The organism is Streptomyces sp. GESEQ-4 (assembly GCF_017948455.1).
Lineage (GTDB): Bacteria > Actinomycetota > Actinomycetes > Streptomycetales > Streptomycetaceae > Streptomyces.
The window spans coordinates 205,146-231,143 of the sequence record NZ_JAFFSU010000004.1; the positions used below are offsets into that span (position 1 = coordinate 205,146).

Consider the following 25,998-nt stretch of genomic DNA (forward strand, 5'->3'; position numbering starts at 1 on the left):
AGCCATCATTTGGGGGGCGACCCTCAAGTCCCCGCAGCGTGCTGCTCGCTGAGGTAGCTCAGGCCACCCAGCGGCTGGCCGACGCCGGCGTGCCCTCGCCGCGCAACGACGCGGAGGAGCTCGCCGCGTTCGTGCACGGCGTGAAGCGGGGCGAGCTGCACACCGTCAAGGACGCCGACTTCGACGCCCGGTACTGGGAGGTCATCGCCCGCCGTGAGCAGCGCGAGCCGCTCCAGCACATCACCGGCCGGGCCTACTTCCGGTATCTCGAACTCCAAGTCGGGCCCGGGGTGTTCGTCCCGCGCCCCGAGACCGAGTCGGTCGTCGGCTGGGCCATAGACGCCGTACGCGCCATGGACGTCGTAGAACCGCTCATCGTGGACCTGTGCACCGGCTCCGGCGCCATCGCGCTCGCCCTCGCCCAGGAGGTCCCGCGCTCCCGTGTGCACGCCGTGGAGCTGTCCGAGGACGCCCTGCAGTGGACCCGCAAGAACGTGGCGGGGTCCAGGGTCGACCTGCGCCAGGGCGACGCCCTCACCGCCTTCCCGGACCTCGACGGCCAGGTCGACCTGGTGATCTCCAACCCGCCGTACATCCCGCTGACGGAATGGGAGTACGTCAATCCCGAGGCGAGGGACTACGATCCCGAACTCGCCCTGTTCTCCGGCGAGGACGGCCTCGACCTCATCCGCGGCCTGGAGCGGACCGCACACCGGCTCCTGCGCCCGGGCGGGGTCGTCGTCATCGAGCACGCCGACACCCAGGGCGGCCAGGTGCCGTGGATCTTCACCGAGGAGCGGGGCTGGGCCGACGCGGCCGACCACCCCGACCTCAACAACCGCCCCCGGTTCGCGACGGCCCGCAAGGCGCTGCCGTGACCGGCCCGCAGACTGTTGTCCCGAAGTACGTGACGTATGTGTACGAGGAGGCCCGCTAGATATGGCACGGCGATACGACACCAATGACGCGACCGACCGCACCACCGGTCTGCGTGAGGCGGCGTCCGCCGTCCGCCGTGGCGAGCTCGTGGTCCTCCCCACCGACACGGTGTACGGCATCGGCGCCGACGCGTTCTCCTCGGAAGCCGTCACCGACCTGCTCGAGGCCAAGGGGCGGGGCCGCAACATGCCCACCCCGGTCCTCATCGGCTCCCCGAACACCCTGCACGGCCTCGTCACGGACTTCTCCGAGATGGCCTGGGAACTCGTCGACGCCTTCTGGCCGGGCGCGCTGACGCTGGTCGCCAAGCACCAGCCGTCCCTGCAGTGGGACTTGGGGGACACCCGGGGCACCGTCGCCGTGCGCATGCCGCTGCACCCGGTCGCCATCGAACTGCTCACCGAGGTCGGCCCCATGGCCGTGTCGTCGGCGAACCTCACCGGTCATCCGGCGCCGGAGGACTGTGACGCCGCGCAGGGCATGCTGGGCGACTCGGTGTCCGTCTACCTCGACGGCGGGCCCACGCCCGGCAACGTGCCCTCCTCCATCGTCGACGTCACCCGCGAGGTGCCGCTGCTGCTGCGTGCGGGCGCCCTCTCGGCGGAGGAGCTGCACAAGGTCGTACCCGACCTCGAGGTGGCCAATTGACGGCCCCTGACGCGGGGCGTGGCATATGGAACGGGGAAGACACGGGGACCTTCGGCCTCCCTCTCGACAGCTTCCGCATCCTCCACGTCAGCACCGGCAACGTGTGCCGCTCGCCGATCACCGAGCGGCTGACCCGTCATGCCCTGGCGGACCGGCTCGGCGACCCGCTGTGGGGCGGGCTGATCGTGGAGAGCGCGGGCACCTGGGGCCATGAGGGTGCGCCCATGGAGGCCAACGCGGAGGCCGTGCTGGCCGAGTTCGGCGCGGATGCCTCCGGCTTCACCGGGCGGGAACTGCTGGACGACCACGTCATCCGCGCCGACCTGGTGCTGACCGCCACCCGCGACCACCGGGCCCAGGTCATCTCCATGGGCCACTCCGCCGGCCTGCGCACCTTCACCCTCAAGGAGTTCACCCGCCTGGTGAAGGCGATCGACCCGGCGACACTCCCTCCGCTGGAGGACGGCATGGTCGCCCGCGCACGCGCCCTGGTCCGCGCCGCAGCAGCTCTACGCGGGTGGCTCCTGGCCCCCACAGCCGAAGCGGACGAGGTCTACGACCCCTACGGCGCCCCACTCACGTTCTTCCGCTCCATCGGCGACGAGATAAACCAGGCGCTGGACCCAGTGGTGACAGCGCTGACGGGCGTCCCGGCACGGACGTGACGCGAGGTCGGTGGACGGAGTCCGCCGCAGCGGCGCGAAGCTGAACCAGGCGCCGGCCCCGGTCGTCACCGCGCTCACCGGTGTGCCCGCCAGGACGTGACGACCGAGCGCCTGTGGGGTCCTGGGCCTACATTGGTGCTACGTCAGTGTCGACGCCCCGGGAGCCCACCATGACGGTCACCCATACCCTCGAGGCCGATGTGCTGCGCCGCCAGGATCCCGAGCTGGCCGGGATCCTGCTGGGGGAGCTGGAACGGCAGTCGACGACGCTGCAGTTGATCGCCGCCGAGAACTTCACGTCACCGGCGGTGCTGGCGGCGCTCGGGTCGCCGCTCGCCAACAAGTACGCGGAGGGCTATCCCGGGGCCCGGCACCACGGCGGCTGCGAGATCGTGGACGTCGCCGAGCGCGTCGCCGTCGACCGGGCCAAGGCGCTGTTCGGGGCGGAGCACGCCAACGTGCAGTCCCACTCCGGCTCGTCGGCCGTCCTCGCCACGTACGCCGCCCTGCTGCGCCCCGGCGACACCGTCCTCGCCCTGGGCCTGCCGCACGGCGGCCACCTCACCCACGGCTCGCCCGCGAACTTCTCCGGCCGCTGGTTCGACTTCGTCGGCTACGGCGTGGACGCGGAGACCGGGCTCATCGACCACGACCAGGTGCGCACCCTCGCCCGCACCCATCGGCCCAAGGCGATCGTGTGCGGGTCCATCGCCTACCCCCGGCACATCGACTACGCCCTGTTCCGCGAGGTCGCCGACGAGGTGGGCGCCTATCTCATCGCCGACGCTGCGCACCCGATCGGGCTGGTCGCCGGGGGAGCGGCGCCGAGTCCGGTGCCGTACGCCGATGTCGTCTGTGCCACCACGCACAAGGTGCTGCGGGGTCCGCGCGGCGGGATGATCCTGTGCGGCCACGAACTGGCCGAGCGGGTCGACCGGGCCGTGTTCCCCTTCACCCAGGGCGGCGCCCAGATGCACACCATCGCCGCCAAGGCGGTCGCCTTCGGAGAGGCCGCCACTCCCGCCTTCACCGTGTACGCCCATCAGGTCGTCGCCAACGCGCGGGTCCTCGCGGCGGGACTGGCCGCCGAGGGATTCGTCGTCACCACGGGCGGGACGGACACGCATCTCATCACCGCCGACCCGGCGCCCCTCGGCGTCGACGGACGGACCGCGCGGGGCCGGCTGGCCGCCGCCGGGATGGTCATGGACTGCTGTGCGCTGCCGCACGGCGATGCCCGCGGCCTGCGGCTGGGCACGGCGGCGGTGACCACTCAGGGGATGGGGGAGGAGGAGATGGGATCCATCGCCGCCCTGTTCGCAGGTGTGCTGCGCGGTACGGTCGAGAGCCAGCGGGCGCGTGAAGAAGTGCGGGAGCTGGCCGGTAGATTTCCGCCCTATCCCGGCTGAGCGGGGGTAGGAGCGACCGAGAGCACAGCCACACGTGCAACCATCGTCGCTACCCGGTAGTCCCCACACATATGCGTTCCGTATGAGACCGTCGCTAGGGTGTGGGGCTGTGATGGCCAGCGAGACCTGTGGGGAAGCCCGTGCGTGAATACCTGCTGACGCTCTGCATCACGGCCGCGGTGACGTACCTGCTGACAGGGCCGGTACGGAAATTCGCGATCGTGGCCGGAGCGATGCCGCAGATCCGGGCACGTGACGTGCACCGGGAACCCACTCCGCGGCTCGGCGGGATCGCGATGTTCTTCGGCCTGTGCGCGGGCCTGCTGGTCGCCGACCACCTCACCAACCTGAACGAGGTCTTCGCCGAGTCCAACGAACCGCGTGCCCTGCTCTCCGGCGCGGCCCTGATCTGGCTGATCGGCGTCCTGGACGACAAGTTCGAGATCGACGCCCTGATCAAGCTGGGCGGCCAGATGATCGCCGCCGGCGTCATGGTCATGCAGGGTCTGACCATCCTGTGGCTGCCGATCCCGGGCGTCGGGAACGTCGCGCTGACCCAGTGGCAGGGCACCCTGCTGACGGTGGCGCTGGTCGTCATCACCATCAACGCGGTCAACTTCGTCGACGGCCTGGACGGCCTCGCGGCGGGCATGGTGGGCATCGCGTCGACCGCGTTCTTCCTCTATGCCTACCGGGTCTGGGTGTCGTACGGCATCGAGGCCGCCGCCCCGGCCACGCTGTTCGCGGCGATCCTGATGGGCATGTGCCTGGGCTTCCTGCCGCACAACATGCACCCCGCGCGGATCTTCATGGGCGACTCCGGCTCGATGCTCATCGGGCTGGTTCTGGCGGCGGGCGCGATCTCCATCACGGGACAGGTCGACCCGGACGCGCTGAAGCTGTTCGCGGGCTCCGAGAAGGCGGCCGTGCATCAGACGGTGCCGGTCTACATCCCGCTGCTGCTGCCGCTGACGATCATCGCGATCCCGGCCGCCGACCTGGTGCTCGCGATCGTGCGTCGCACCTGGCGCGGCCAGTCGCCGTTCGCCGCCGACCGCGGGCATCTGCACCACCGGCTCCTGGAGATCGGCCACTCGCACAGCCGGGCGGTGCTGATCATGTACTTCTGGTCGGCGCTGATCGCGTTCGGCGCGCTCGCCTACTCGGTGAACTCGGCGTCGATGTGGATCGTGCTCGGCATCGTCTTCCTCAGCTTCATCGGCCTGGTCCTGCTCCTGCTGCCCCGCTTCACCCCGCGTGCCCCGCGCTGGGCGGAGGCTTTCGTGCCGCCGCGCTATCGCCGCAAGGCGGCTGTGGAGCCGGAACCGGAGGCGGCGGAGGACGCCGGGGAGGCGGACGAGGACGGGGCGTCCGTCCCGGTCGTCGAGGAGCCCCGCACCCCGGTCGCCGCGGGCGTCTCCCGGGTCAACGGAGTCAACGGCTCGACCGCTCTCGGCGCCCGTCCGCGCTTCCTGGACCGGGGCAAGGCCGGAACGTCGCGCTGACGCTCAAGGTAAGAATCTGACTAGAGCATTGCCAACTCGTGGGGGAACGAAGATCCCCAATACCAGACAAAGTGGTGCTGGATCTGCACAGACGCGCAGTGTCACTCTCATGTGTGACACCCAGCACAGCCACTAGGTAAAGACCTCATCAAATAGTTTGTGATACGGTTCACGAGAACCCCGGGACACAGTCGAAGGGCCGCAGTGCGACGGCCCATCGGCGTGAGGACCACTCCCCACCCGGGGCTACGCTCGTCCATGACGACACCCCTGCCCCCCTGCGAAAGCGGAGTTGCCGCCATGCCGTCCAATGACGTCCGGATCCTGCTCCAGGCCGCTGTGCCCACAGCTGCCGTCGGCGCGATCGCCGCCGTCGTCAGCGGTGTGGTCGCCGGTGGCAAAGGGGCGGTCGGGGCCGTCGTCGCGACGCTGGTGGTGATCCTCTTCATGGGGATCGGTCTCTACGTTCTGCAGCGCACTGCCAAATCGCTTCCGCACCTTTTCCAGGCGATGGGCCTGATGCTCTACGCGGCACAGATTCTTCTGCTGTTCATCTTCCTCGCCGCGTTCAAGAACACCACCCTGTTCAACCCCCGGGCCTTCGCCCTCACGCTCGTCGCCGGCACCCTCGCCTGGATCGGCGCGCAGGCGCGTGCCCACATGAAAGCCAAGATTCTCTACGTCGAACCGGACTCGTCCGCCCCCAAGAACGGCGACAAGCCCGAGAAGACGGGGCACTCGTCGTGAGGGGTAGGGCCGGGATAAAGGCGCATGACAGACCCTGCTATCGTCCGGTGCCAACTGCGGCATCGCGGGCGCGGGCATCTGAGCTGACGCCTGCTCACACGCAGGGCGAGATGCCCCACAGCCGCCCCCACATCCGTAACACCAGTCCCGTGCCGAACCGCGGCCGCGCGCCGCGCCGACACAACGAGGTTGCCGTACCTATGCGCCACGATGAAGGAGCCCGCGGTGAGTGCTGACCCGACGCAGGCCCTCGCCTTCGACACGAACTGCCACCTCTTCGACGGATGTGGCTTCGACACTGTCGCCCCGGGCCTGCACTCGTTCCTGTTCGAGCCGCTCATGGGCGACGCGGACGGCAACGCCTTCTATTTCAACAAGCCGATGCTGCTCGCCCTGCTGGGTTCGATCATCGTGGTGGGCTTCTTCTGGGCCGCGTTCGCCCGGCCCAAGGTCGTCCCCGGCAAGCTCCAGATGATCGCCGAAGCCGGGTACGACTTCGTACGCCGCGGCATCGTCTACGAGACGATCGGCAAGAAGGAGGGCGAGAAGTACGTTCCGCTCGCCGTCTCGCTGTTCTTCTTCATCTGGATGATGAACATCTGGTCGATCATCCCGATCGCCGCCTTCCCCGTGACGTCGATCATCGCCTACCCGCTGATCCTGGCGCTGATCGTCTACATCCTGTGGGTCTCGCTGACCTTCAAGCGTCACGGACTGGTCGGCGCCTTCAAGAACTTCAGCGGCTACGACAAGTCGCTGGGCGCGGTGCTCCCGCTGTCCATGACCATCGAGCTCGCCTCCAACCTGCTGGTGCGCCCGTTCACGCACGCGGTGCGACTCTTCGCGAACATGTTCGCGGGGCACACGCTGCTGCTGCTGTTCACCATCGCCAGCTGGTACATGCTGAACGGCATCGGAATCGCCTACTCCGCGGTCTCGTTCGTGATGGTCATCGTGATGACCGCCTTCGAGCTCTTCATCCAGGCGGTTCAGGCGTACGTCTTCGTCCTCCTGACCTGCACCTTCATCCAGGGCGCGCTCGCCGAGCACCACTGAGCACCGCCCCCGAACACCCATAGTCGTCCGGTGGCCAACCCCCGCCGGTCCGTTAAGAGAAGGAAGAACTGGCATGTCCCAGATGCTTGCTGCTGTCGATGGCAACCTCGGCTCCATCGGTTACGGCCTTGCCGCCATCGGCCCCGGCGTCGGCGTCGGCATCATCTTCGGTAACGGCACCCAGGCTCTTGCCCGCCAGCCCGAGGCCGCCGGCCTGATCCGCGCCAACCAGATCCTCGGCTTCGCCTTCTGTGAGGCGCTCGCCCTGATCGGTCTGGTCATGCCGTTCGTCTACTAGGACGAGCGCTGACGACCGACCCTTTCGACGAAAGGCACTGATGTGACGACCACATCCGCCCTGGTCTTCCTGGCGGCTGAAGAGGGGCACAAGGAAAACCCCCTCGTTCCGCCGTGGCCGGAAGTTGTCATCGGCCTGATCGCCTTCGTCATCGTCTTCGGCTTCCTCGCCAAGAAGCTTCTCCCGACCATCAACAAGGTTCTGGAAGAGCGTCGCGAGGCCATCGAGGGCGGTATCGAAAAGGCCGAGGCCGCGCAGACCGAGGCCCAGAGCGTCCTTGAGCAGTACAAGGCCCAGCTCGCCGAGGCCCGGCACGAGGCCGCGCGACTGCGCCAGGAGGCGCAGGAGCAGGGCGCCACGCTCATCGCCGAGATGCGCGCGGAGGGCCAGCGGCAGCGTGAGGAGATCATCGCCGCCGGTCACGCGCAGATCGAGGCCGACCGCAAGGCCGCCTCGTCGGCGCTGCGCCAGGACGTCGGCAAGATCGCCACCGACCTGGCCGGCAAGCTCGTCGGCGAGTCCCTCGAGGACCACGCCCGGCAGAGCCGTGTGATCGACCGCTTCCTCGACGAGCTCGAGGAGAAGGCCGAGGCCACCCGATGAACGGAGCGAGCCGCGAGGCCCTGGCAGCCGCACGCGAGCGTCTCGACGCGCTGACGGACAACACGTCCGTGAACGCCGGCTCGCTCGCCGACGAGCTGGCCGCCCTCACCGCGCTGCTGCACCGCGAGGTGTCGCTGCGTCGGGTCCTGACCGACCCGGCGCAGACCGGCGAAGGCAAGGCCGACCTGGCCCAGCGTCTCATCGGCGGCCAGGTCAGCGGCGAGGTCGCCGACCTGCTGTCCGGCATGGTGCGCTCCCGCTGGTCGCAGTCGCGCGACCTGGTGGACGCACTGGAGGAGCTGGCCAACATCGCCGACTTCACCGCCGCCCAGAAGGCGGGCAAGCTCGACGACGTCGAGGACGAGCTGTTCCGGTTCGGCCGGATCATCTCCTCCAACACCGAGCTGCGCGCCGCGCTCACCAACCGGTCCGCGACGACCTCCGCCAAGAGCGAGCTGCTGCGCAGCCTGCTCGGTGGCCGGGCCGCAGCGACCACCGAGCGTCTGGTGACGCGCCTTGTGACCGTGCCTCGGGGACGTAGCCTGGAAGCGGGACTGGAGTCCCTGTCCAAGCTCGCCGCCGACCGCCGCGACCGGATGGTGGCCGTGGTCACCTCGGCGGTACCGCTGAGCGACGGCCAGAAGCGGCGCCTGGGTGCCGCCCTGGCAAAGCTCTACGGCCGTCCGATGCACCTCAACCTGGACGTGGACCCCGAGGTCCTCGGCGGGATCCGGGTGCAGGTCGGTGACGAGGTCATCAACGGCTCGATCGCGGACCGCATCGAGGACGCCGGCCGCCGCATGGCGAGCTAGCAGCAACTTCATAAGCAGTACGTGTACCTACGGCCCGGTTGGGCCGTGCAGAGGATTCCTGGGGGTCGCCCCCAGACCCCCAAGTTGAAACTTCGGGCCCAACAAGGAGAGCAGGGAACCCAGATGGCGGAGCTCACGATCCGGCCGGAGGAGATCCGGGACGCGCTGGAGACGTTTGTCCAGTCGTACAAGCCGGACGCGGCCTCGCGCGAGGAGGTCGGTACGGTCACCCTTGCCGGCGACGGCATCGCGAAGGTCGAGGGTCTTCCCTCGGCCATGGCCAACGAACTGCTGAAGTTCGAGGACGGCACCCTCGGCCTCGCGCTCAACCTGGAAGAGCGCGAGATCGGCGCCATCGTCCTCGGTGAGTTCAGCGGTATCGAGGAGGGCCAGCCGGTCTCCCGTACCGGCGAGGTCCTGTCCGTGGCCGTCGGCGAGGGCTACCTCGGCCGCGTCGTCGACCCGCTCGGCGCCCCGATCGACGGCCTCGGCGAGATCGAGACCGACAGCCGCCGCGCCCTCGAGCTGCAGGCCCCGGGCGTCATGGTCCGTAAGTCGGTGCACGAGCCGATGGAGACCGGCTACAAGGCCGTCGACACGATGACCCCGATCGGCCGTGGTCAGCGTCAGCTGATCATCGGCGACCGGCAGACCGGCAAGACCGCTCTGGCCGTCGACACGATCATCAACCAGCGCGACAACTGGCGCACGGGCGACCCGAACAAGCAGGTCCGCTGCATCTACGTCGCCATCGGTCAGAAGGGCTCGACCATCGCCTCCGTGCGTGGTGCCCTCGAAGAGGCCGGCGCCCTGGAGTACACGACCATCGTCGCCGCCCCGGCGTCCGACCCGGCCGGCTTCAAGTACCTGGCGCCGTACACCGGTTCGGCCATCGGCCAGCACTGGATGTACCAGGGCAAGCACGTCCTGATCATCTTCGACGACCTCTCCAAGCAGGCCGACGCCTACCGCGCCGTGTCCCTGCTGCTGCGCCGCCCGCCGGGCCGTGAGGCCTACCCGGGTGACGTCTTCTACCTGCACTCCCGTCTGCTGGAGCGCTGCGCGAAGCTCTCCGACGAGATGGGCGCCGGTTCGATGACCGGTCTGCCGATCGTCGAGACCAAGGCCAACGACGTCTCGGCGTTCATCCCGACCAACGTCATCTCCATCACCGACGGCCAGTGCTTCCTGGAGTCCGACCTGTTCAACGCCGGTCAGCGTCCGGCCCTGAACGTCGGTATCTCGGTCTCCCGAGTCGGTGGCTCCGCCCAGCACCGGGCGATCCGCCAGGTCTCCGGCCGTCTGCGCGTGGACCTCGCCCAGTTCCGTGAGCTGGAGGCGTTCGCCGCCTTCGGTTCCGACCTGGACGCCGCGTCGAAGGCGCAGCTGGAGCGCGGTCAGCGCATGGTCGAGCTGCTCAAGCAGCCGCAGTACCAGCCGATGGCCACCGAGGACCAGGTCGTCTCCATCTGGGCCGGCACCACCGGCAAGATGGACGAGGTGCCGGTGAACGACATCCGCCGCTTCGAGAAGGAGCTGCTGGAGTACCTGCACCGCAAGGAGCAGGGCCTGCTCACCTCCATCCGCGAGGGCGGCAAGATGTCCGACGACACGCTGCAGGCCCTGGCCGACGGGGTGGCGGAGTTCAAGAAGCAGTTCGAGACCTCGGACGGCAAGCTGCTGGGCGAGGAATCGGCCGTCAGCGTCTCCAAGTGACGTAAGGAAGGGACCTGACTCATGGGAGCCCAGCTCCGGGTCTACAAGCGTCGCATCCGATCCGTCACCGCGACCAAGAAGATCACCAAGGCGATGGAGATGATCGCCGCCTCGCGCGTCGTCAAGGCGCAGCGCAAGGTGGCGGCATCCACGCCGTACGCGCGGGAACTGACCCGCGCGGTCACGGCGGTCGGTACCGGCTCGAACACCAAGCACCCGCTGACCACCCAGGCCGAGACGGTCACCCGGTCCGCGGTGCTGCTCCTGACGAGCGACCGTGGTCTCGCCGGTGCCTTCAACTCCAACGCCATCAAGGCGGCGGAGCAGCTGACCGAGCGCCTGGAGCGCGAGGGCAAGCGGGTCGACGTCTACATCGTCGGCCGGCGCGGTGTCGCCCACTACAACTTCCGTGAGCGCAAGATCGCGGAGTCGTGGACCGGGTTCACGGACCAGCCGTCGTACGCGGACGCCAAGAAGGTCGCGGCCCCGCTGATCGAGGCCATCGAGACGGAGACGGCCGAGGGCGGCGTGGACGAGCTCCACATCGTCTACACCGAGTTCGTGTCGATGATGACGCAGACGGCGCAGGACGCGCGCCTGCTGCCGCTCAGCCTCGAAGAGGTCGCACAGGAGGCGCCGAAGGGCGAGATCCTCCCCCTGTACGACTTCGAGCCCTCGGCGGAGGACGTCCTCGACGCCCTGCTGCCGCGGTACGTGGAAAGCCGTATCTACAACGCGCTGCTCCAGTCGGCCGCTTCGAAGCACGCCGCCACGCGGCGCGCGATGAAGTCGGCCACCGACAACGCCGGCGACCTCATCGAGAACCTCACCCGGCTTGCCAACCAGGCCCGCCAGGCCGAAATCACCCAGGAAATCAGCGAGATCGTCGGAGGCGCGAGCGCCCTGGCCGACGCGACCGCGGGGAGTGACTACTAATGACCACCACTGTTGAGACCGCGACGGCTACGGGCCGCGTCGCCCGGGTCATCGGCCCGGTCGTCGACGTGGAGTTCCCCGTCGACGCGATGCCGGAGATCTACAACGCCCTCCACGTCGAGGTCGCCGACCCGGCGCTCGCGGGCGAGAAGAAGACGCTGACCCTGGAGGTCGCCCAGCACCTGGGTGACGGCCTGGTCCGCGCCATCTCCATGCAGCCCACCGACGGCCTGGTCCGCCAGGCCCCGGTGACCGACACGGGCAAGGGCATCACCGTCCCGGTCGGCGACTTCACCAAGGGCAAGGTGTTCAACACCCTCGGTGAGGTGCTGAACAGCGACGACACCTACGACGGCGAGCGCTGGTCCATCCACCGCAAGGCCCCCGCCTTCGACCAGCTCGAGTCCAAGACCGAGATGTTCGAGACCGGCCTGAAGGTCGTCGACCTGCTGACCCCGTACGTCAAGGGCGGCAAGATCGGTCTGTTCGGCGGTGCCGGTGTCGGCAAGACCGTGCTGATCCAGGAAATGATCATGCGTGTCGCCAACCTCCACGAGGGCGTCTCCGTCTTCGCGGGCGTCGGCGAGCGCACCCGTGAGGGCAACGACCTCATCGCGGAGATGGAAGAGTCCGGCGTTCTGGACAAGACCGCGCTGGTCTTCGGTCAGATGGACGAGCCCCCGGGCACCCGTCTCCGTGTGGCGCTGGCCGGTCTGACCATGGCGGAGTACTTCCGCGATGTGCAGAAGCAGGACGTGCTGTTCTTCATCGACAACATCTTCCGCTTCACCCAGGCCGGTTCCGAGGTGTCCACGCTGCTCGGCCGTATGCCGTCCGCGGTGGGTTACCAGCCGAACCTGGCGGACGAGATGGGTCAGCTCCAGGAGCGGATCACCTCGACGCGTGGTCACTCGATCACCTCGATGCAGGCGATCTACGTCCCCGCGGACGACCTGACCGACCCGGCCCCGGCCACCACGTTCGCCCACCTCGACGCGACGACGGTTCTGTCCCGTCCGATCTCCGAGAAGGGCATCTACCCGGCCGTGGACCCGCTGGACTCCACGTCCCGCATCCTGGACCCGCGCTACATCGCGCAGGATCACTACGACGCCGCCATGCGCGTCAAGACGATCCTGCAGAAGTACAAGGACCTCCAGGACATCATCGCGATCCTCGGTATCGACGAGCTGGGCGAAGAGGACAAGCTCGTCGTCCACCGTGCCCGTCGCGTGGAGCGCTTCCTGTCCCAGAACACCCACGCCGCCAAGCAGTTCACCGGCGTGGACGGTTCGGACGTGCCGCTGGAGGAGTCGATCGCCGCGTTCAACTCGATCTGCGACGGTGAGTACGACCACTTCCCCGAGCAGGCGTTCTTCATGTGCGGTGGTCTCGAGGACCTGCGCAAGAACGCGAAGGAGCTGGGCGTCTCCTGAGCTCGCGCTCTTGACTGAGGGGGCGGGCACGTCCCGCCCCCTCAGTCACGCCCACTAGACTTGTATCCAACACCCGGCAAGAGAGCCGGGTGGTGACCCGAGGAGCCACCCTTGGCTGCTGAGCTGCACGTCGCGCTGGTCGCGGCCGACCGAGAGGTCTGGTCCGGCGAGGCCACCCTGGTCGTCGCGCGCACCACGTCCGGCGACATCGGCGTCATGCCCGGTCACCAGCCGCTGCTCGGTGTGCTGGAGTCGGGCCCGGTGACCATCCGTACCAGTGATGGTGGGACGGTCGTCGCCGCGGTGCACGGCGGTTTCATCTCGTTCGCGGACAACAAGCTGTCGTTGCTGGCCGAGATCGCCGAGCTGTCGGACGAGATCGATGTCCAGCGCGCCGAGCGAGAGCTCGAACGCGCGAAGGCGGAGGGCGATGCCACCGCCGAGCGGCGCGCGGACGTACGACTGCGTGCGGCGGCGGCGAGCTGACACCGCTCACCGTGTGATGACGTCACTCAGCCGCGGCTGGAACCGGAGCGATCCGGTACCAGCCGCGGCTGAGGCGAATATGGGTGTTTTTTCCATTCCGTTACCGAGGAGACGAGGAGGTCGGTGCCGATGGTCCTCGCTCTGACTGTGTGCGGAATTGTCGTCGCCCTCGTGGTGGTGGGGCTGTTCGTCTTCGGCCTGCGCCGCAGGCTCATCCAGCGCTCCGGCGGCACATTCGACTGCTCCCTGCGCTGGGACGTCCCGGAGAAGACCGACACCAGCGGCAAGGGCTGGAGCTACGGCGTCGCCCGCTACAACGGCGACCGCGTCGAGTGGTACCGCGTCTTCTCCTACGCCTACCGCCCCCGCCGCATCCTGGAGCGCGCCGCGATCGAGGTCGCCGGCCGCCGTCTCCCCGAGGGCGAGGAGGAGCTGGCGCTGCTCTCCGACGCGGTGATCCTCACCTGTCTGCACCGGGGCACGCGCCTGGAACTCGCGATGAGCGACGACGCGCTGACCGGTTTCCTCGCGTGGCTTGAGGCAGCCCCGCCCGGACAGCGAGTGAATGTGGCGTAGCCACATTCACTCGCTGGGTGGGGGTCCCCCCGGACGAAGTCTGGGGGAGCGTCAATGTTGCTTAGCGGGTCTACTTCAGCCCGTTGTTGATCGCGGTCAGCAGCTCGCCATTGCCGGTGTCACCGCTGAACTCCCAGAAGAACGCGCCGCCGAGGCCCTGGTTCTTGGCCCAGGTCATCTTTCCGGCGATCGTCGACGGGGTGTCGTAGGACCACCAGTTGTTGCCGCAGTGCGCGTAGGCGGTGCCGGCGATGGTGCCGTTGGCCGGGCAGGAGTTCTTGAGCACCTTGTAGTCCTCGATGCCCGCCTCGTACGTTCCCGGGGCCGCGCCGGTCGCCGAACCGCCGGGCGCGGACTGGGTGACGCCGGTCCAGCCGCGGCCGTAGAAGCCGATGCCGAGGAGCAGCTTGGCTGAGGGGACGCCCTTGGCCTTGAGCTTGGCGATCGCGTCGGCGGAGTTGAAGCCCGCGGCCGGGATGCCGGAGTACGAGGTCAGGGGCGAGTGCGGAGCGGTCGGGCCGTCCGCGTCGAAGGCGCCGAAGTAGTCGTACGTCATCACGTTGTACCAGTCGAGCGAGGCCGCGGCGCCGCCGTAGTCGGCCACGTCCAGCTTGCCGCCGGAGGAGCCGTCGCCGGTGATGGCGGCGGTGACGAGGTAGTTGGAGCCGAACTCCGTGCGCAGCGCCGACATGAGGTTCTTGAACGCCGCCGGCCCGCTGGTGTCGCAGGTCAGGCCGCAGGCGTTCGGATACTCCCAGTCCATGTCGATGCCGTCGAAGACGTCGGCCCAGCGCGGGTCCTCGACGACGGCCTTGCAGGACTTGGCGAACGCGGCCGGGTTCTGTGCGGCCTGGCCGAAGCCGCCGGAGTAGGTCCAGCCGCCGAAGGAGTACAGCACCTTGATGTGCGGGTACTTGGCCTTGAGCTGGCGGAGCTGGTTGAAGTTGCCGCGCAGCGGCTGGTCCCAGGTGTCGGCGGTGCCGCTGACGGACTGGTCGGCGGTGTAGGCCTTGTCGTAGGCGGCGTAGGTGTCGTCGACGGTGCACTGGCCGTTCTTGACGTTGCCGAACGCGTAGTTGATGTGGGTGATCTTCGACGCCGAGCCCGAGGTCACCAGGTTCTTGACGTGGTAGTTGCGGCCGTAGACGCCCCACTCGGTGAAGTAGCCGAGCTTGACCTTGTCGCCGGTCGGCGGGGGTTCGGTGGTGCCGCCGGTGGTGCGGACCGCGCGGGCGCCGGAGACCGGGCCGGTCTGGTCGGCGGTGTCACGGGCCTGGACGGTGTAGGAGTAGTCGGTGCCGGCGGTCAGGCCGGTGTCGGTGTACGACGTCGAGGTCACCGTCGCGACCTTGGTGCCGCCGCGCAGGACGTCGTAGTTCTTGATGCCCTTGTCGTCGGTGGCCGCGCTCCAGCTCAGTCTCACCGAGGTGTTGGTGATGTCGGAGGCGGTCGGGGTGCCGGGGGCGGATGGCGGGTTGTCGCCGGGGACCGTGGGGCCGCCGTCACAACTGCCGCTGTTCAGCTTGCAGTTGGCGGGGGCGCCGGAGCCCTTGCCGTTGAAGCCGAAGGAGATGGAGGCGCCGGGGGAGAGGGTGCCGTTCCAGGACTTGTTCTTGGCGGTCCAGTGGGTGCCGGAGGAGGTGACGTCGGCGTCCCAGGCAGAGGTGACGGACGTGCCGGAGGGGAAGTCCCACTCGACGGTCCAGGAGTTGATGGTGGTGTCGCCGGTGTTCTTGACGGTCCACTTGCCCTCGAAGCCGGTGCCCCAGTCCTGGGTCTTGGCGTAGGTGGCGGTGGCGGAGGTGGCCGCCTGGGCCGGGCTGGCGAGGCCGACCAGTCCGGCGAGAGGGAGCAGCAGGGTCGCGAACCCTGCCACGACTCTGTGTCTGAAGCGCATCGTGCGCCTCCTCAGGGGGTGTTGGGGGCGGGACTGAGCCTTCACGCCCACGGTGCCGTGAGAATAGAAAGGTCTGGACCACAGGTCAATAGGTCCAGACCAGTTGCTCTTGAACGGCGGCAGAGCGGCTCTTGATCGGCTCCTGCGCGGCGGCCCCGTTCCGCTAGATCCCCAACTCCTGTGCCAGCACCGCCGCTTGCACCCGGCTGCGCAGCTCCAGCTTCCCCAGCAACCTGCTGACGTGCGTCTTCACGGTCGCCTCCGCCATGTCGAGGCGGTCGGCGATCTCGGCGTTCGACAGTCCCTCGCCGAGACAGGACAGCACCTCGCGCTCGCGCCGGGTGAGGGTGTCCAGCGCCGCCGGTTCGGGCTTCGGTTCCCGTGCGGGGCGGGCGGCGAACTCGGCGATCAGGCGCCGGGTGACGGCCGGGGCGACGATGCCCTCGCCGCGCGCCACCGTCCGTACCGCGTCCAGCAGATCCTTGGCGTCGGTGTTCTTGAGCAGGAAGCCGGACGCGCCCGCCCGCAGCGCCCCGAAGGCATACTCGTCGAGGTCGAAGGTGGTCAGGACCAGCACATCCGCCAGCCCCTCCGCCACGACCTGCCGGGTCGCCGACACCCCGTCCAGGCGCGGCATCTGAACGTCCATCAGTACCAGGTCCGGCCGCAGCTCACGGGCCCGCGCCACCGCCTGCTCGCCGTCCGCCGCCTCGCCGACCACCTCGATGTCGGACGCGCTGCGCAGGATGAGGACGAGACCGGCGCGCACGGCGGACTGGTCCTCGGCGACGAGCACACGGATCATTCGGGGTCTCCTTGCGGATGGTCGGTGACGGGGAGGGTGACGCGTACGGCCCAGATCTTGCCGTCCACGGAGTCCTCGGGGCCCGCCTCGAACGTGCCGCCCAGCAGGGCCGTCCGCTCCCGCATGCCGACGAGTCCGGCGCCGGAGCCGGGGGCACGAGGGCCGTCCTGACGGCCGTACGGGCTGATCGCGGCGATGGCCAGCGAGCCGTCCCGCTGCCTCAGCGTGACCGTGACCCGGCCGGGGCCCGCGTGCTTGAGGGCGTTGGTCAGGCACTCCTGGACGATGCGGTACGCCGCCAGCTCCACCGGGGCGGGGAGGGAGTCGGCGTGCTCGGTGTCGAGGCCGACGTCGAGGCCGTTGGCGCGGGCGCCCTCGACCAGCGCGCCGAGCCCGTCGAGCGTCGGGGCCGCGGTGGGTTCCAGGTCGCCGCTGTCGTCGCGCAGGATGCCGATCAGCCGCCGCATCTCGGCGAGTCCCTCGACGCTGTTCTCGCGGATGACGGCCAGGGCGTCCTGGGTGGTCTTCGGGTCGTCCAGGGAGAGCGCGGCGGTGGAGTGGATGGCGATCGCGGAGAGATGGTTGGCGACCATGTCGTGCAGCTCGCGGGCCATCCGGGCGCGCTCGGCGGTGACCGCCTGGGTGCGGTCCATCTCGGCGAGCAGCGCGGTCTGCTCGGCGCGCAGCCGGGCGGCCTCGGCGGCGTCGCGGTGGTTGCGGACGATCCAGCCGGTGGCCGCGGGGGTGAACGCCACCAGTCCGATGACCACGCCGACCAGCAGCGCCTCGGGCTTGCGCCAGGTGGCGAGGGACACCAACGTCCCGACCACCGTCATCACCCCGGTGATCCACAGCACCCGGCGGGCGGCGGCGGGTGGGCTGTACAGGACGGCCGCGTAGACCAGGTCCGTGAACATCACCCAGGTGACCAGGTTGCCCTGGGTGATGGTGTCGACGGTGAGCGCGGCGACGCCGATGAGGAGGCCCGTACGCGGACAGGTGCGGCGCAGCAGCTCGCAGGCCGCCATCACGACGAGCGGCAGCAGGATGGGCCAGCGTCCGTCCCAGAGGATGATCGGATCCCTGGGCCCCCGGACGCCGAGGCCCACGCCCCAGAGCAGCAGCCCGCCGAGCAGACCGGCGCAGGCGATGCGCACGTCGTCCGGGTGCGGGCGGGGGAGCGGGGCGGCCATGACTCCATCCAACACGGCGCCGCGCTCTGGCGCCTGATGCCCGGGAACGGTCCGGGACTGCATCTTTCGATGTACCGGGAGTTCGTCACCGGCGACGACGAATCGGCCCCGGCCCGCCGGGAGCCTTGAAGGGTGACCGAAGGGAGTGAGCCGTGATCGTCGCGTTGATCATCGCCTGTGAGGTGGGGTTCTGGGTGCTCCTCGCCCTGGGCCTGGCCGTCCGCTATCTGCTGAAGTGGCGCCGTACGAGCGTGGTGCTGCTGCTGTGCGAGCCCGTGCTCGAGCTGGTCCTGTTCGTCGCGACGGCGATCGATCTGAAGAACGGCGCCGAGCCCGGCTGGGAACACGGCCTGGCCGCGCTCTACATCGGCTACACCGTCGCGTTCGGCCACTACACGATCCGCTGGCTCGACGGCCACGCCGCCCATCGCCTGGGCGGCGGCCCGCCTCCGCCGAAGCCGCCGCGCTACGGCCGCGCCCGCGCCCGGCACGAGGCGAAGCTGTGGCTGCGAGCGGTGTTCGGCGGCGCGGTGGCCCTCGCGCTCCTCCAACTCGCCGTCTGGTACGTCGGCGACTCCGGAGACGTCAGCTCCCTGCGCTCCTTCCAGTGGGTGGCGGTTCGCACGATCGGCATCTACGGCCTGATCGCCCTCTCCTACACGGTCTGGCCCCGGAAGGAACCGGCGTCAGCGCTCCCCACCCGGGACCCACAGCACGTCCCCGACGCCCTTGTTGGCCGTCCGCGCAAGGATGCTGCATCTCCCGGGGGACACTCCAACTGATTGCCGCTGCGCGGCGGGCCGGACCCCCGGCCGGTGGGCGTTTCCTCAGCGTTCGCCGCCGGGGACCCACAAGACGTCTCCCGCGCCCGTGTTCGCCGTCCGCGCAAGGATGAAGAGCAGGTCCGATAGCCGGTTGAGGTAGGTCGCGGTCAGCGGGTTCATGACCTCCCCGTGCACCTCCAGCGCGGCCCACGTCGACCGCTCCGCCCGCCGTACGACCGTGCAGGCCTGGTGGAGCAGGGCCGCGCCCGGGGTGCCGCCGGGGAGGATGAAGGAGCGCAGCTTCTCCAGCCGCTCGTTGAAGCGGTCGCAGTCCGCCTCCAGCTTGTCGATGTAGAACTGCTCGACCCTGAGCGGCGGGAACTCCGGCTTCTCCACCACCGGCGTCGACAGGTCCGCCCCCACGTCGAACAGGTCGTTCTGCACGCGGGTGAGGACCTTGACGATCTCCTCGTCCAGCCCGCCCAGCGCGATCGCCGTCCCGATCACCGCGTTCGCCTCGTTGGCGTCGGCGTACGCGGAGATCCGCAGATCCGTCTTGGGCACCCGGCTCATGTCCCCGAGGGCGGTGGTGCCCTGGTCGCCGGTCCTGGTGTAAATGCGCGTCAGATTGACCATATGGCCAGCGTAGTTACAAGTCGGCGGTCCTCCACGGTGTGATGTGCGTCAGGAGACACGTGACGCGCGTTACTAACCGATCACACAGCGCCCTCACTGCCGCTAGGGTCCGCCCGAGAGGCATAAATAAAGAGGCTGTGAGTATTCAAAGGGGAGTCGCACAGTGGCACGGAAGCTCGCCGTCATCGGCGCCGGCTTGATGGGTTCCGGCATCGCCCAGGTCTCCGCGCAGGCGGGCTGGGACGTCGTTCTGCGCGACGTCACCGATGAGGCGCTGAAGCGGGGCACCGACGGGATCAAGGCGTCGTACGACAAGTTCGTGAGCAAGGGCAAGCTGGAGGCGCACGACGCCGACGCCGCCCTCGCCCGGATCACCGCGACGACCGAACTGGACGCCGCCGCGGACGCCGACATCGTCGTCGAGGCCGTCTTCGAGAAGCTGGAAGTCAAGCACGAGATCTTCCGTGCGCTCGACAAGCTGGTGAAGGACGACGCCGTCCTCGCCTCCAACACCTCCGCCATCCCGATCACCAAGATCGCGGCCGTGACGGAGCGCCCGGAGCGGGTCGTCGGTACGCACTTCTTCTCGCCGGTGCCGATGATGCAGCTGTGCGAGCTGGTCCGCGGATACAAGACGAGCGACGAAACCCTCGCCACCGCACGGGAGTTCGCCGAGTCGGTCGGCAAGACCTGCATCGTCGTCAACCGGGACGTCGCCGGGTTCGTGACCACCCGTCTGATCTCCGCCCTCGTCGTCGAGGCCGCGAAGTTGTACGAGTCGGGCGTCGCGACCGCCGAGGACATCGACCTCGCCTGCAAGCTCGGCTTCGGCCACGCGATGGGACCGCTGGCCACCGCCGACCTGACGGGCGTCGACATCCTGCTGCACGCCACCGGCAACATCTACACCGAGTCCCAGGACGAGAAGTTCGCTCCGCCCGAGCTGATGCGCCGGATGGTTGACGCCGGTGACATCGGGCGCAAGAGCGGGCAGGGGTTCTACAAGCACTGAAACCGCACATGCCCCTGGAGCATCACTCCGTGGGGTGAATTCGGTATCGGTTCGCTTACAGATGGCAACCTCGGACCGCTTCTCACAGTCAGAGGTTGCATCACCGGGCATCACCACGCGGAGACAACAGACGCACCACGGGGAGCGCATATGTTCATCAGGGGCGACCACGCCGAGCTGGTCGTCGGGGGCCGCCTCGACGTCCGCAGCGCGGCGGACGCCCGTACGGTCCTGCACTCGGCCGTCGACGACGGAGCCGGCGATCTGGTACTGGACCTGTCCGAGCTGGACTCCTGGGACGCCACCGGACTCGGTGTGATCATGGGGGCCCACCGACGGGCCGGCCGCTGCGGCCGGCGCCTGGTGCTGCGCGACGTACCGCCGCAGATGCAGCGCCTGCTGGTGGCGACCCGGCTGCACCGGATCCTGGCGATCGAGGGCGGCATCGGGGTGGAGTCGCTGCCCCGCGTGTGAGACCCGGCGCCAGTGGTACGCGGTGGGTCGGACGTTGCGGATGTGACACGTACGGCGCGCACAATCCTCACGAGACCGCGACGTCCCGGACCGCGCGGCACCCCGGACTGTCGTAGATACTGTGCGAAGGTTTAGGGTTCGGTCGCCCGCTCCCAGTCATCCCTTCGAGCGGGCCCGGACCAGAAGCGATACAGCGCGGTGTGCAACAGGCCGGGAGGGGCCGGTGCCGGCACACGACGCTTTTGGGGGGCTTGGAACCTATGGACTCGAACAACCGGGGACCCGAGGAGTACGGCCGCGACGGCGACGGTGACACGCCGCCCCCGCGCCAGCCCAGGGAATCCCTCTCACCGGACTTCGGACAGCACTCACCCGCTCTCGCCCGCACCGTGCAACTCGTGTCGGGCGACTTCCTGCTCACCGTCAATCCTGTCGACGGCAGCGAGATCGAGGCCTGCCCGCCGGGCGAGCGGCCCAGGCGGCCCGCGAAGTTCACCGCGGCCGAGCGCGCCGAGGTGGACCGCGCGGCCAAACCGCCCGTACCACCCGGTCCCAGCCGGCCCGCACTGCCGCTGCTGGCCCGCCAGGAGGAACGCGAGCGGCTCGTACGGCTGCTCGCCCGCGGCCGCTCCGTACGGCTCACCGGCGCCGCCGGCTCCGGCCGCACCGCCCTCCTCGACGTGGTCGCCGAGGACTGCGCGGACCTCGCCCCCGACGGCGTCGTCCGCCTCAACGGCAACCACCGCACGTCGAACGACCTCCTCCACGACCTCTTCTACGCCGTCCACAACGCGCCGCTGCACCGCCCCGACCGGGACGAACTGCGCGAACTGCTCCGGGAGGTCGGCGCGGTCGTCGTCCTGGACGACATCGAGTTCGGCGGCGCCGCGCTCGACGAACTGCTGGACGCGACCCCGGAGTGCGCCTTCCTGATCGGCGCCACCCCGGACGTGCCCGCGCCGTCCGCCGACTCGGCCGTCGAAGAGGTCTTCCTCAGCGGCCTCGACCGCGCGGGCGGGGTGGAACTGCTCGAGCAGGCCGTCGGCCGCGTCCTCACCGAGGACGAGGCGAACTGGGCCGGCGACCTCTGGTTCGAGTCCGAGGGGCTGCCGCTGCGCTTCGTCCAGGCCGGTGCCCTGCTGCGCCAGCGCGACGGGCTGCGCGCCGGCGCCGAGGCCTTCGACGAGTTCGGCGTCTTCCAGGACGCCCCGGTCGACGCGCCCTTCGAGGCCGGCGACGGTCACGACGTACCCCTGCCGTCGCTCGCCGAGGGAGCCGCGCCTGCCGCGCTGCTCGCCTCCCGGCTGAGCGAGTCGGCGCGGGCCACCCTGCGGTTCGCCGTCGCGCTCGGCGGCGAGGTGCCGCACCAGGCGCATCTGCCCGCCCTCGTCGGCGACACCCACGCGGACGCCGCCCTCGGCGAGCTGCTGAGCTGCGCCCTGGTCTCCCCGGTCGGCTCCCGCTACCGGCTGGCCGCCGGGGTGCAGACCCAGCTGGAGGCCGTCGGCTACGGCGACGACGTACCGGCCCGTGCCCTCACCGCCGCCCAGCACTACGCCTGGTGGGCCGGACATCCCTCGGTCACCCCGGAGCGGGTGTGCGCCGAGGCGGACGCCGTGCTCGCCGCTCTCGGCGTCCTCGCGCCGGTGACCACGCCCCCGGCGGAGGGGGAGGAGAGCGTCACCGTGCAGCTGGCCCGCACGGCCGCGCCCGCGTTCGCCGCGGGCCTGCACTGGAGCGCCTGGGAGCGGGCCCTGCGCTACGGCTCCGAGGCCTCCCGGCTCACCGGCGAGGTGTCCGAAGAGGCCTACTTCCACCACGAGTTGGGCATCCTCGCGCTCTGCGCGGGACAGCTCGACCGGGCCCGCGCCGAGCTGGAGGCCTCCATCGGCCTGCGCGGAGCGGTCGCCGACAAGCGCGGCACCGTCGCGGGACGCCGCGCACTCGCCCTGGTCGCGGACCGCTCCGGCACGCCGATCGGTGTCACCGCCATGGCCGGGGAGGAGGTGCCGGACGCCCGCTACGAAGAGTCGCAGTCACCGCCCGGCGGCACCCCGGCGGCGTTCCCGCCGCTCCAGCCGCCCGCCTCCGAGCCCGCGACCCTCGTCACCCACCGCTCCCCATCCGGCCCGGCGGCGCACAAGGGCCGCGGCGGCCTCCGTGGCCTCGCCCGGCGCAACTTCGTGGCCGTCGGCGCGGGCGTCCTCCTCGCGGCCGTCCTCGGCACGGTCGTGACCCTCGGCGCCACGTCCGACAACGACCCGACCACCCCGTCCAACGAGGTCGGCCCCGACCCGTCCGTCAGCCAGGGCGTCGGCGACGACAGCCTCGGCGCCGACGAGGCGGACAAGGGTGACGACAACGACGACTCCGGTGACGTCGGCGCGGCGACCAGCGGCCCGACCGAACCGACGCCGACGGAGACGGCCACGGGCGAGCCTTCGGACGACCCGAGCGGGACGAAGAAGCCGGGAGATGGGGGCAACACGTCGCCGTCGCCGACGAAGACGCCGTCCAACACGCCCACTTCAAAGCCAACGTCGCCGAAGCCCACGCCGACCCCGACTCCGACGCCGACTCCGACGTCTCCCAGCCCGACTCCGACCCCGTCCGTGACGCCGCCCCCGTCCAACTCCACCACCGCCAGTTCCAGCGCCCCCGCCGAGACCACCAGCGAGGCCGGCAGCCCCAGCAGTTCGGTCGACGGCATCTGAAGTCCCGCGCAGCACACAAGGGCCGGGTCCGTTTCACACGGACCCGGCCCTCGTCGTCGTAGAAAACTCGGAACCCTCAGAACCCTCAGAACAGCCGCAGCTTGTCGTCCTCGATGCCCCGCATCGCGTCGTAGTCCAGGACCTGGCAGCCGATGCCGCGGTCGGTGGCGAGGACGCGGGCCTGGGGCTTGATCTCCTGGGCGGCGAAGATGCCGCGGACCGGGGCGAGATGGGGGTCGCGGTTGAGGAGTTCCAGGTAGCGGGTGAGCTGTTCCACGCCGTCGATCTCGCCGCGCCGCTTGATCTCGACCGCGACGGTCTGGCCGTCGGCGTCGCGGCAGAGGATGTCGACGGGGCCGATGGCCGTCATGTACTCGCGGCGGATCAGGGTGTAGCCCTCGCCGAGGGTGTCGATGCGGTCGGCGAGCAGTTCCTGGAGGTGTGCTTCCACGCCGTCCTTGATCAGGCCGGGATCCACGCCCAGTTCGTGCGAGGAGTCGTGCAGGACCTCCTCCATGGTGATGATGAGCTTCTCGCCCGCCTTGTTGATGACGGTCCAGACGCCTTCGTCGTCGCCCTCGCCCTCTTTCAGGGTGCAGGGCGGCGACATCCAGTTCAGAGGCTTGTAGGCCCGGTCGTCCGCGTGAATCGAGACGCTGCCGTCCGCCTTCACCAGGATCAGGCGGGGCGCCGAGGGGAGATGAGCGGTGAGCCGGCCCGCGTAGTCGACGGAGCACCGGGCAATGACGAGACGCATGGTCGGCAACGCTACTCGACGGCCCCCTGTGCACGCGATTCGCCCAGGTAACCCCCTGTTCGTTTGTGGCCGATTGTGGGCCTATTGAGACCGCTGCATGTACGCAATCTGCTGGTGCCGTCACCGTACGTTGCTTACCGTATAAACGGGAGGTCGCGGTGTGTGTACTCAGCGTGTTCTGTATCGCGAACTCCCTGCCCTGTCCGGCAACCCCTGTGATCCGGGGGTGCGAGAGGAGAACCCATGTCGCTCGACGTCTCACCGGCCCTACTCGAACAGGCCGAGCGAGGCGAGGTCGACGAAGCAGAATTCGTCGACTGCGTCCGGACCTCCCTGCCCTACGCGTGGGAGATGATCAGCTCCCTGGTGGCCCAGCTGAAGGTGGACGGCGGTGCGTTCGCCGACAACCAGACGCCCCCGCCGGACGAGCAGGCACGCGGCCAGCTGCTGCGTGCGCTTGCCAGTGACGCGATCCGCGGCGCGCTGCAACGGCACTTCGGCGTCCGGCTGGCCTTCCAGAACTGCCACCGGGTGGCGGTGTTCCCGCTGGACTCCTCGGTCGACGAGAAGCTGGCCCGCTTCACCTCGGTCCGCAGTCAGCTGCTCAATCAGTCGCCGGAGTTCCGGGACTGCTGAGGAGCGAGCCGCTTTGCTTGCCGCTCCGTACGCGGGAGGTGCATTCAGTACTGGAGCGGCAAGCTCCCCGCCGGGCAGGCCCGTTCACCCGAGGTGCGGGAGCACTTCGGCGCCGAGCCGGCGGACGTTCTCCTCGGTGGCCGCGAGGTCGCCCGAGCCTTCGACGAGCAGCGCGAAGCGGTTGATACCGGTCCGCTCGCTGGTCGCCGCGAGGCGGTCGGCGCACAGCCGCGGGGTGCCCACCGGGTGCAGTCCGCAGAGGAGTTCGGTGTAGGCCAGCGGGTCGCGCATCTGCCGCGCCCGGCCGTCGACCGTGACATGGGCGTCCAGGCCCTGCTTCAGCCAGCCCGGCATCGCCTTCAGCAGCGTCTCCACCGCTTCGGTGCGCCGGTCGGCGATCTGGCAGATGCCGGCGGAGACATGGGCCGCGCCGAGGATCTCGTCCGCCGGCCTTCCGCACGCGCGCGCGTGCCCTCGCCACAGGGCGATCATCTCGGCCTTCTCCTCGTCCCCGACATGCATCCCGAGCAGCATCGGCAGCCCGCGCTCGGCGGCCAGCCGCACGCTCGCCGGTGAGGTGCACGCGAGGACGACCTCAGGGCCCGGGGCGCCGGTCAGGGACTCCGACGGCCTGGGTACGACGGCCACTTCACGGAAGGCGAAGCGGTCCCCGTCCGCCCCCACCGAGGGTTCGCTGAGCCAGCGCAGCAGCAGATCGAGTGATTCCGGGTACGCCTTCTCGTACGCCTCAAGGCCCGAGCCGAACACCTCCAGGTCGACCCAGGGTCCGCCGCGTCCGACGCCCAGCGAGAAGCGCCCGCCGCTCGTCATGTGCAGCAGCGCGGCCTGCTCGCCGAGGGCGACGGGGTGGACGGTGGGCAGCACGCTGACCGCCGTACCGACCCTCAGGCGCCTGGTGCGGCCGAGCAGTAACGCGGCCAGCGTGATCGCCGAGGGGCAGGTGCCGTACGGCACGAAGTGGTGCTCGGCGAGCCATACGGCGTCGAGCCCCGCCTCCTCCGCCACCTCGGCCGAGCGGACCGCGCGGTGCAGCGCCTCCCCCTGGCCCTGGCCCGGGAACTGGGCCGCCAACACGAAACTTCCTACGCGCATTGCTTTCCTGCTTCCTTGGCTCCGACACGGAGCTCCCCCACCGGGCATAACCGTCTGACACGTGCCGAGGACACGGCCTGGCGAAGAGATTTGCGGATTGTCTGGAGAATCGATCAAGAAACGGGTCGAGGACAAGTCGAGGAGGGGTCGATAGGGGATCGGGAA

General features: G+C 69.6%; 26 protein-coding genes. 20 read left to right on the forward strand and 6 right to left on the reverse strand.

Features of this window, described 5'->3' with window-relative positions; translation table 11 throughout:
* The first annotated feature begins 38 nt into the window (after positions 1 to 38).
* From prmC to KCH48_RS11140, 15 genes are all read left to right on the forward strand, one after another.
* Positions 39 to 878: a peptide chain release factor N(5)-glutamine methyltransferase gene (gene prmC, locus KCH48_RS11070; RefSeq protein ID WP_210572573.1), complete on the forward strand. Its 840-nt coding sequence runs from the start codon at positions 39 to 41 to the stop codon at positions 876 to 878.
* Positions 879 to 939: 61 nt separating this feature from the next.
* Positions 940 to 1,587, forward strand: a complete 648-nt coding sequence (locus KCH48_RS11075; RefSeq protein WP_210572582.1) for an L-threonylcarbamoyladenylate synthase — start codon at positions 940 to 942, stop codon at positions 1,585 to 1,587.
* Positions 1,584 to 2,252 (forward strand): protein-tyrosine-phosphatase, encoded by a 669-nt coding sequence (locus tag KCH48_RS11080; protein WP_210572585.1) that lies wholly within the window; start codon positions 1,584 to 1,586, stop codon positions 2,250 to 2,252. Before KCH48_RS11075 ends, KCH48_RS11080 begins: the two co-directional genes overlap by 4 nt.
* 170 nt (positions 2,253 to 2,422) lie before the next feature.
* Positions 2,423 to 3,661, forward strand: coding sequence for a serine hydroxymethyltransferase (gene glyA, locus KCH48_RS11085; protein WP_210572588.1), 1,239 nt, complete (start codon positions 2,423 to 2,425; stop codon positions 3,659 to 3,661).
* Between the two features lie 140 nt (positions 3,662 to 3,801).
* Positions 3,802 to 5,166: an MraY family glycosyltransferase gene (locus tag KCH48_RS11090; RefSeq protein ID WP_210572591.1), complete on the forward strand. Its 1,365-nt coding sequence runs from the start codon at positions 3,802 to 3,804 to the stop codon at positions 5,164 to 5,166.
* Positions 5,167 to 5,466: 300 nt separating this feature from the next.
* On the forward strand, positions 5,467 to 5,913 hold the full coding sequence (locus KCH48_RS11095; RefSeq protein ID WP_210572971.1) for a hypothetical protein: 447 nt from the start codon (positions 5,467 to 5,469) through the stop codon (positions 5,911 to 5,913).
* Between the two features lie 210 nt (positions 5,914 to 6,123).
* Positions 6,124 to 6,969: a F0F1 ATP synthase subunit A gene (atpB, locus tag KCH48_RS11100; protein ID WP_210572593.1), complete on the forward strand. Its 846-nt coding sequence runs from the start codon at positions 6,124 to 6,126 to the stop codon at positions 6,967 to 6,969.
* Between the two features lie 73 nt (positions 6,970 to 7,042).
* Positions 7,043 to 7,267, forward strand: coding sequence for an ATP synthase F0 subunit C (gene atpE, locus KCH48_RS11105; protein ID WP_030860414.1), 225 nt, complete (start codon positions 7,043 to 7,045; stop codon positions 7,265 to 7,267).
* Positions 7,268 to 7,309: 42 nt separating this feature from the next.
* Positions 7,310 to 7,870: a F0F1 ATP synthase subunit B gene (locus KCH48_RS11110; RefSeq protein ID WP_210572596.1), complete on the forward strand. Its 561-nt coding sequence runs from the start codon at positions 7,310 to 7,312 to the stop codon at positions 7,868 to 7,870.
* Complete coding sequence (locus KCH48_RS11115) at positions 7,867 to 8,682, forward strand: F0F1 ATP synthase subunit delta (RefSeq protein WP_210572598.1); 816 nt, start codon at positions 7,867 to 7,869, stop codon at positions 8,680 to 8,682. The genes KCH48_RS11110 and KCH48_RS11115 overlap by 4 nt, the downstream gene beginning before the upstream one ends.
* 123 nt (positions 8,683 to 8,805) lie before the next feature.
* Positions 8,806 to 10,398 (forward strand): F0F1 ATP synthase subunit alpha, encoded by a 1,593-nt coding sequence (gene atpA, locus KCH48_RS11120; RefSeq protein ID WP_210572602.1) that lies wholly within the window; start codon positions 8,806 to 8,808, stop codon positions 10,396 to 10,398.
* A gap of 21 nt (positions 10,399 to 10,419) precedes the next feature.
* Positions 10,420 to 11,334 carry a F0F1 ATP synthase subunit gamma gene (locus tag KCH48_RS11125; protein WP_210572605.1) on the forward strand — a complete coding sequence of 305 codons (915 nt, stop codon included), beginning with the start codon at positions 10,420 to 10,422 and terminating at the stop codon, positions 11,332 to 11,334.
* Positions 11,334 to 12,770 carry a F0F1 ATP synthase subunit beta gene (atpD, locus tag KCH48_RS11130; RefSeq protein ID WP_210572607.1) on the forward strand — a complete coding sequence of 479 codons (1,437 nt, stop codon included), beginning with the start codon at positions 11,334 to 11,336 and terminating at the stop codon, positions 12,768 to 12,770. Before KCH48_RS11125 ends, atpD begins: the two co-directional genes overlap by 1 nt.
* Before the next feature lie 111 nt (positions 12,771 to 12,881).
* Positions 12,882 to 13,256, forward strand: a complete 375-nt coding sequence (locus KCH48_RS11135) for a F0F1 ATP synthase subunit epsilon (RefSeq protein ID WP_189942660.1) — start codon at positions 12,882 to 12,884, stop codon at positions 13,254 to 13,256.
* Between the two features lie 129 nt (positions 13,257 to 13,385).
* Positions 13,386 to 13,832, forward strand: coding sequence for a DUF2550 domain-containing protein (locus KCH48_RS11140; RefSeq protein ID WP_210572609.1), 447 nt, complete (start codon positions 13,386 to 13,388; stop codon positions 13,830 to 13,832).
* A gap of 70 nt (positions 13,833 to 13,902) precedes the next feature.
* Here the strand turns inward: KCH48_RS11140 and KCH48_RS11145 are convergent, their stop codons facing one another.
* The 3 genes from KCH48_RS11145 to KCH48_RS11155 all read right to left on the reverse strand — a co-directional run bounded on the left by KCH48_RS11145 (position 13,903) and on the right by KCH48_RS11155 (position 17,727).
* Complete coding sequence (locus KCH48_RS11145; protein ID WP_210572612.1) at positions 13,903 to 15,729, reverse strand: glycoside hydrolase family 18 chitinase; 1,827 nt, start codon at positions 15,727 to 15,729, stop codon at positions 13,903 to 13,905.
* A 163-nt stretch (positions 15,730 to 15,892) separates the two neighbouring features.
* On the reverse strand, positions 15,893 to 16,534 hold the full coding sequence (locus tag KCH48_RS11150) for a response regulator transcription factor (RefSeq protein WP_210572615.1): 642 nt from the start codon (positions 16,532 to 16,534) through the stop codon (positions 15,893 to 15,895).
* The gene (locus tag KCH48_RS11155) at positions 16,531 to 17,727 is read right to left on the reverse strand and encodes a sensor histidine kinase (protein ID WP_246885121.1); all 1,197 of its coding nucleotides are present in this window, start codon (positions 17,725 to 17,727) and stop codon (positions 16,531 to 16,533) included. The genes KCH48_RS11150 and KCH48_RS11155 overlap by 4 nt, the downstream gene beginning before the upstream one ends.
* Before the next feature lie 152 nt (positions 17,728 to 17,879).
* Between KCH48_RS11155 and KCH48_RS11160 the strand changes: the two genes are divergently transcribed.
* Entirely contained in the window at positions 17,880 to 18,509 is a 630-nt protein-coding gene (locus KCH48_RS11160; protein ID WP_307840859.1) for a hypothetical protein, read from the forward strand.
* Positions 18,510 to 18,554: 45 nt separating this feature from the next.
* Here KCH48_RS11160 and KCH48_RS11170 read toward each other — a convergent pair whose 3' ends face one another.
* Positions 18,555 to 19,127: a cob(I)yrinic acid a,c-diamide adenosyltransferase gene (locus KCH48_RS11170; protein ID WP_210572619.1), complete on the reverse strand. Its 573-nt coding sequence runs from the start codon at positions 19,125 to 19,127 to the stop codon at positions 18,555 to 18,557.
* A 163-nt stretch (positions 19,128 to 19,290) separates the two neighbouring features.
* Here KCH48_RS11170 and KCH48_RS11175 point away from each other — a divergent pair, with 163 nt between their 5' ends.
* From KCH48_RS11175 to KCH48_RS11185, 3 genes are all read left to right on the forward strand, one after another.
* A complete protein-coding gene (locus KCH48_RS11175; RefSeq protein WP_210572621.1) occupies positions 19,291 to 20,139 on the forward strand; it encodes a 3-hydroxyacyl-CoA dehydrogenase family protein in 849 nt (282 codons plus the stop codon).
* Between the two features lie 150 nt (positions 20,140 to 20,289).
* Complete coding sequence (locus KCH48_RS11180; protein ID WP_210572623.1) at positions 20,290 to 20,613, forward strand: STAS domain-containing protein; 324 nt, start codon at positions 20,290 to 20,292, stop codon at positions 20,611 to 20,613.
* Positions 20,614 to 20,873: 260 nt separating this feature from the next.
* Entirely contained in the window at positions 20,874 to 23,327 is a 2,454-nt protein-coding gene (locus KCH48_RS11185; protein WP_210572624.1) for an ATP-binding protein, read from the forward strand.
* An 85-nt stretch (positions 23,328 to 23,412) separates the two neighbouring features.
* Here KCH48_RS11185 and nucS read toward each other — a convergent pair whose 3' ends face one another.
* On the reverse strand, positions 23,413 to 24,084 hold the full coding sequence (gene nucS / locus KCH48_RS11190) for an endonuclease NucS (protein ID WP_210572626.1): 672 nt from the start codon (positions 24,082 to 24,084) through the stop codon (positions 23,413 to 23,415).
* Between the two features lie 243 nt (positions 24,085 to 24,327).
* On the opposite strand from nucS, the gene KCH48_RS11195 reads away from it, so the two are divergent.
* Positions 24,328 to 24,720 (forward strand): SCO5389 family protein, encoded by a 393-nt coding sequence (locus tag KCH48_RS11195; protein WP_210572627.1) that lies wholly within the window; start codon positions 24,328 to 24,330, stop codon positions 24,718 to 24,720.
* Positions 24,721 to 24,804: 84 nt separating this feature from the next.
* Here KCH48_RS11195 and KCH48_RS11200 read toward each other — a convergent pair whose 3' ends face one another.
* The gene (locus KCH48_RS11200; protein WP_210572630.1) at positions 24,805 to 25,833 is read right to left on the reverse strand and encodes an LLM class flavin-dependent oxidoreductase; all 1,029 of its coding nucleotides are present in this window, start codon (positions 25,831 to 25,833) and stop codon (positions 24,805 to 24,807) included.
* Between the last annotated feature and the right edge of the window lie 165 nt (positions 25,834 to 25,998).

What these genes read in the sequence shown, in the direction of transcription:
- KCH48_RS11170 (WP_210572619.1), bottom strand. Translation starts at nt 19,127, where the DNA reads ATGGTCAATCTGACGCGCATTTACACCAGGACCGGCGACCAGGGCACC.
- atpB (WP_210572593.1), top strand. Translation starts at nt 6,124, where the DNA reads ATGAAGGAGCCCGCGGTGAGTGCTGACCCGACGCAGGCCCTCGCCTTC.
- KCH48_RS11155 (WP_246885121.1), bottom strand. Translation starts at nt 17,727, where the DNA reads ATGGCCGCCCCGCTCCCCCGCCCGCACCCGGACGACGTGCGCATCGCC.
- KCH48_RS11140 (WP_210572609.1), top strand. Translation starts at nt 13,386, where the DNA reads ATGGTCCTCGCTCTGACTGTGTGCGGAATTGTCGTCGCCCTCGTGGTG.
- KCH48_RS11185 (WP_210572624.1), top strand. Translation starts at nt 20,874, where the DNA reads ATGGACTCGAACAACCGGGGACCCGAGGAGTACGGCCGCGACGGCGAC.
- KCH48_RS11115 (WP_210572598.1), top strand. Translation starts at nt 7,867, where the DNA reads ATGAACGGAGCGAGCCGCGAGGCCCTGGCAGCCGCACGCGAGCGTCTC.
- glyA (WP_210572588.1), top strand. Translation starts at nt 2,423, where the DNA reads ATGACGGTCACCCATACCCTCGAGGCCGATGTGCTGCGCCGCCAGGAT.
- KCH48_RS11150 (WP_210572615.1), bottom strand. Translation starts at nt 16,534, where the DNA reads ATGATCCGTGTGCTCGTCGCCGAGGACCAGTCCGCCGTGCGCGCCGGT.
- KCH48_RS11195 (WP_210572627.1), top strand. Translation starts at nt 24,328, where the DNA reads ATGTCGCTCGACGTCTCACCGGCCCTACTCGAACAGGCCGAGCGAGGC.
- KCH48_RS11095 (WP_210572971.1), top strand. Translation starts at nt 5,467, where the DNA reads ATGCCGTCCAATGACGTCCGGATCCTGCTCCAGGCCGCTGTGCCCACA.
- atpE (WP_030860414.1), top strand. Translation starts at nt 7,043, where the DNA reads ATGTCCCAGATGCTTGCTGCTGTCGATGGCAACCTCGGCTCCATCGGT.
- KCH48_RS11145 (WP_210572612.1), bottom strand. Translation starts at nt 15,729, where the DNA reads ATGCGCTTCAGACACAGAGTCGTGGCAGGGTTCGCGACCCTGCTGCTC.
- KCH48_RS11075 (WP_210572582.1), top strand. Translation starts at nt 940, where the DNA reads ATGGCACGGCGATACGACACCAATGACGCGACCGACCGCACCACCGGT.
- KCH48_RS11125 (WP_210572605.1), top strand. Translation starts at nt 10,420, where the DNA reads ATGGGAGCCCAGCTCCGGGTCTACAAGCGTCGCATCCGATCCGTCACC.
- KCH48_RS11200 (WP_210572630.1), bottom strand. Translation starts at nt 25,833, where the DNA reads ATGCGCGTAGGAAGTTTCGTGTTGGCGGCCCAGTTCCCGGGCCAGGGC.
- atpD (WP_210572607.1), top strand. Translation starts at nt 11,334, where the DNA reads ATGACCACCACTGTTGAGACCGCGACGGCTACGGGCCGCGTCGCCCGG.
- atpA (WP_210572602.1), top strand. Translation starts at nt 8,806, where the DNA reads ATGGCGGAGCTCACGATCCGGCCGGAGGAGATCCGGGACGCGCTGGAG.
- nucS (WP_210572626.1), bottom strand. Translation starts at nt 24,084, where the DNA reads ATGCGTCTCGTCATTGCCCGGTGCTCCGTCGACTACGCGGGCCGGCTC.
- KCH48_RS11180 (WP_210572623.1), top strand. Translation starts at nt 20,290, where the DNA reads ATGTTCATCAGGGGCGACCACGCCGAGCTGGTCGTCGGGGGCCGCCTC.